The organism is Pontibacterium sp., from assembly GCF_041587635.1.
Lineage (GTDB): Bacteria > Pseudomonadota > Gammaproteobacteria > Pseudomonadales > Balneatricaceae > Pontibacterium.
Genome location: NZ_JBFGYC010000569.1, coordinates 1 through 2,536, shown reverse-complemented (window position 1 = coordinate 2,536; position 2,536 = coordinate 1). Strand labels below are relative to the sequence as shown.

Annotated in this window: 3 protein-coding genes and 1 pseudogene; 1 reads left to right on the top strand and 3 read right to left on the bottom strand. The window is 51.5% G+C overall.

Annotated features, from left to right (window positions below; genetic code table 11):
• A pseudogene (locus tag ABYW01_RS19150) lies at positions 1-358 on the bottom strand (glutathione S-transferase family protein); the annotation flags it as partial.
• Between the two features lie 47 nt (positions 359-405).
• Positions 406-1,008 (bottom strand): FMN-dependent NADH-azoreductase, encoded by a 603-nt coding sequence (locus ABYW01_RS19145; RefSeq protein WP_372835925.1) that lies wholly within the window; start codon positions 1,006-1,008, stop codon positions 406-408.
• A 123-nt stretch (positions 1,009-1,131) separates the two neighbouring features.
• On the opposite strand from ABYW01_RS19145, the gene ABYW01_RS19140 reads away from it, so the two are divergent.
• Positions 1,132-2,028 (top strand): LysR family transcriptional regulator, encoded by an 897-nt coding sequence (locus ABYW01_RS19140; RefSeq protein ID WP_372835923.1) that lies wholly within the window; start codon positions 1,132-1,134, stop codon positions 2,026-2,028.
• 28 nt (positions 2,029-2,056) lie between these two features.
• Here ABYW01_RS19140 and ABYW01_RS19135 read toward each other — a convergent pair.
• Positions 2,057-2,536 (bottom strand): DUF2947 domain-containing protein (locus ABYW01_RS19135; protein ID WP_372835921.1); only part of this gene is annotated, 480 nt, incomplete at its 5' end.

Genomic DNA, 2,536 nt, shown 5'->3' with positions numbered 1-2,536 from the left:
GCAGATAATTAAAGCCGTAGAGTTCATCACCTGTACCGCTTGGCATACCGTCCTGATCGATGCCCAAGGTCCAGCCCTGCTCTAACATCAGCGCATCCACCACACTGACACTGATCATCTCTTCCAGTCCCTTTAAGCTACGCATAACCAACGTACGGTGTGCCCACGGGCAGGCGAGTGAAACATAGAGATGGTAGCGTCCGGCTTCCGCCTGAAATCCAGCGTCACCGCTGGGACCGGCACTGCCATCTGCGGTAATCCAGTTGCGAAATTGTGATTCGCTACGGACGAATTTTCCGCCGCTGTCTTTGGTGTCATACCACTGATCATGCCACTGACCGTCTACCAATAAGCCCATGTTTCACCTCTTGCTTTGATGTTTATCCGGATCGGTTGAGTTCGTGATTAAGCTGAGATCAACTGATCCACTTCACCACGCGCTTTCTCCAGTGCTTCCTCTTTCACCCCATCCATGCTCAGGCCTTCTGCGTAGATCACCTCTACATTGTTAAGACCGATAAACCCGAGGAACTGTTTCAGGAACGGCACCTGATGATCCATCCCGGTGTCTTTGTACAAACCGCCACGGGTTGCAAATACGCGTACCGGTTTATCGTCAATCAAACCAACCGGACCGGTTTCGGTGTACTTAAAGGTCACACCGGCACGTGCCAGATGGTCGAAATAGGCTTTCATCTGCGATGGCACACCAAAGTTGTACAGCGGCAGCCCCAGCACGATTTCGTCAGCTTCACGGATCTCCTGGATCAGCGTGTCGGAGAACGCGACGATCGCATTTTGCTGTTCGCTACGCTGCTCTTCGGGGGTAAAAAATGCACCAACCACTTCCCCATCCAGATGCGGAACGGCATCAGCCACCAAATCACGTACGACAACCTCGTTGCCAAGCAACTTCTGCTGCCACTGATCAATATAACGAGTCGCAAGCTGGTTCGACTGACCGTTATCTCCAAATACGCTTGCTTTGATATGTAGTAATTTGCTCATTGATGACTCCTGAATGCTGTTATGTCGCGGTGTTCGTAAGTTGATGAAGCTATTTTCCTATTGATTTATCCGATTAAAAACAGCAAAAATATACGCATTATTATCAGTTTTTTAGATGAATCTATGAAAACACAGGTTTCACTAGAGCAGTGGCAGGCACTAATCGCGGTGGTCGAACACGGTGGTTACGCTCAGGCGGCGGAAGCCCTGAATAAAAGTCAGTCGGCGGTAAGTTATGCGATTCAGAAGCTGGAAAGCAGTCTGGGCATCCCGGTACTGGCAATTCAGGGACGCAAAGCCGAATTAACCCCGGCCGGGCAGATCCTGTTACAGCGTGCTAAAACACTGGTCCATGAGGCACAACAGATCGAAGCGCTGGCAGCGCAGTTTGGACAGGAATGGGAAGCGGAACTCAATATTGCCGTGGATACCCTGTTCCCACCCTGGCTGTTGCTGGATGCGTTATCCACATTCAGTCAGGATGCCCCCCATACACGGGTCGATATGCAGGAAACTGTGCTCAGCGGTACTTATGAGGCGTTGGTCAAACGCGAAGTTAATCTGGGCATCACCGGTAGCGTACCGCCCGGCTTTTTAGCCGATCCACTATTACTGATCCGGTTTATTGCGGTTGCCCATCCTGATTACCCATTGCACCAATTGAACCGCTCACTGACCTATCAAGATCTGCGGCAGCACTGTCAGCTAGTCGTACGGGATTCTGGCAGTCAGCGTGCCGACTCGGGTTGGCTCGGATCTCAGAAGCGTCTGACGCTCAGCAATCAGAGCACGTCGATTCAAGCCGCTTGCAAAGGTCTGGGTTATGCGTGGTTTCCAGAGATCAAAATCAGGCAGGAACTGGAGCAAGGCAAGCTGAAACCGCTGCCAATGCTGGAGGGTTCAGAGCGCCGGGTACAACTGTATCTGGTATACAGTCAGGGAGATTATGCAGGGCGCGCGACCCGCCATCTGGGAGAACTTATCCGTTCGACAGTCGCGCAACACTTTCCGGAGGGATAATAGCCCTGCGGAATAAACAACCTCGCGGTTAAGGTCGACAACCCAGCTTGAACTGACCGTTCTCAAAAAACTGCGCAACCTCTTTACGCTTACGACCGATCAGCAGCGGACCATCATCCATAAACAGGAAGTTCTTCCAGCTACGCTTAAACACCGCCCATGTGGTTTGAATCACATGTTCGCTGGAGTAGCAGAAGTAAACAACCGTATTGTCATCCCACTCGATAAACGCGGCCAGTTCTTCCGGCAGAGATGGATCTTCGCGATCCCACGCCCCTTGCCAGCTAGCACTCTCAGTCCAGGTATTGCCCTTGCCAGCCCAGTCATCTTTGCAAAAGTAACTGTAGTGGGTGCTTTCTCGGCTGACATTCTGAGCCCAAACTTCAGCGGAACGCTTTTCCGTCATCGGTTTGATCTGTTCCAGATCTTCAGCACTCACCGGCAGATCGCGGTGACGGAAAATCCAGGCTTTTTTGTACTCAGAAAAAGGAATGTAATTCATCGGTGG

Excerpts from the sequence above, each read along its gene's own strand:
- ABYW01_RS19145 (WP_372835925.1), bottom strand. The coding sequence starts at position 1,008 with ATGAGCAAATTACTACATATCAAAGCAAGCGTATTTGGAGATAACGGT.
- ABYW01_RS19140 (WP_372835923.1), top strand. The coding sequence starts at position 1,132 with ATGAAAACACAGGTTTCACTAGAGCAGTGGCAGGCACTAATCGCGGTG.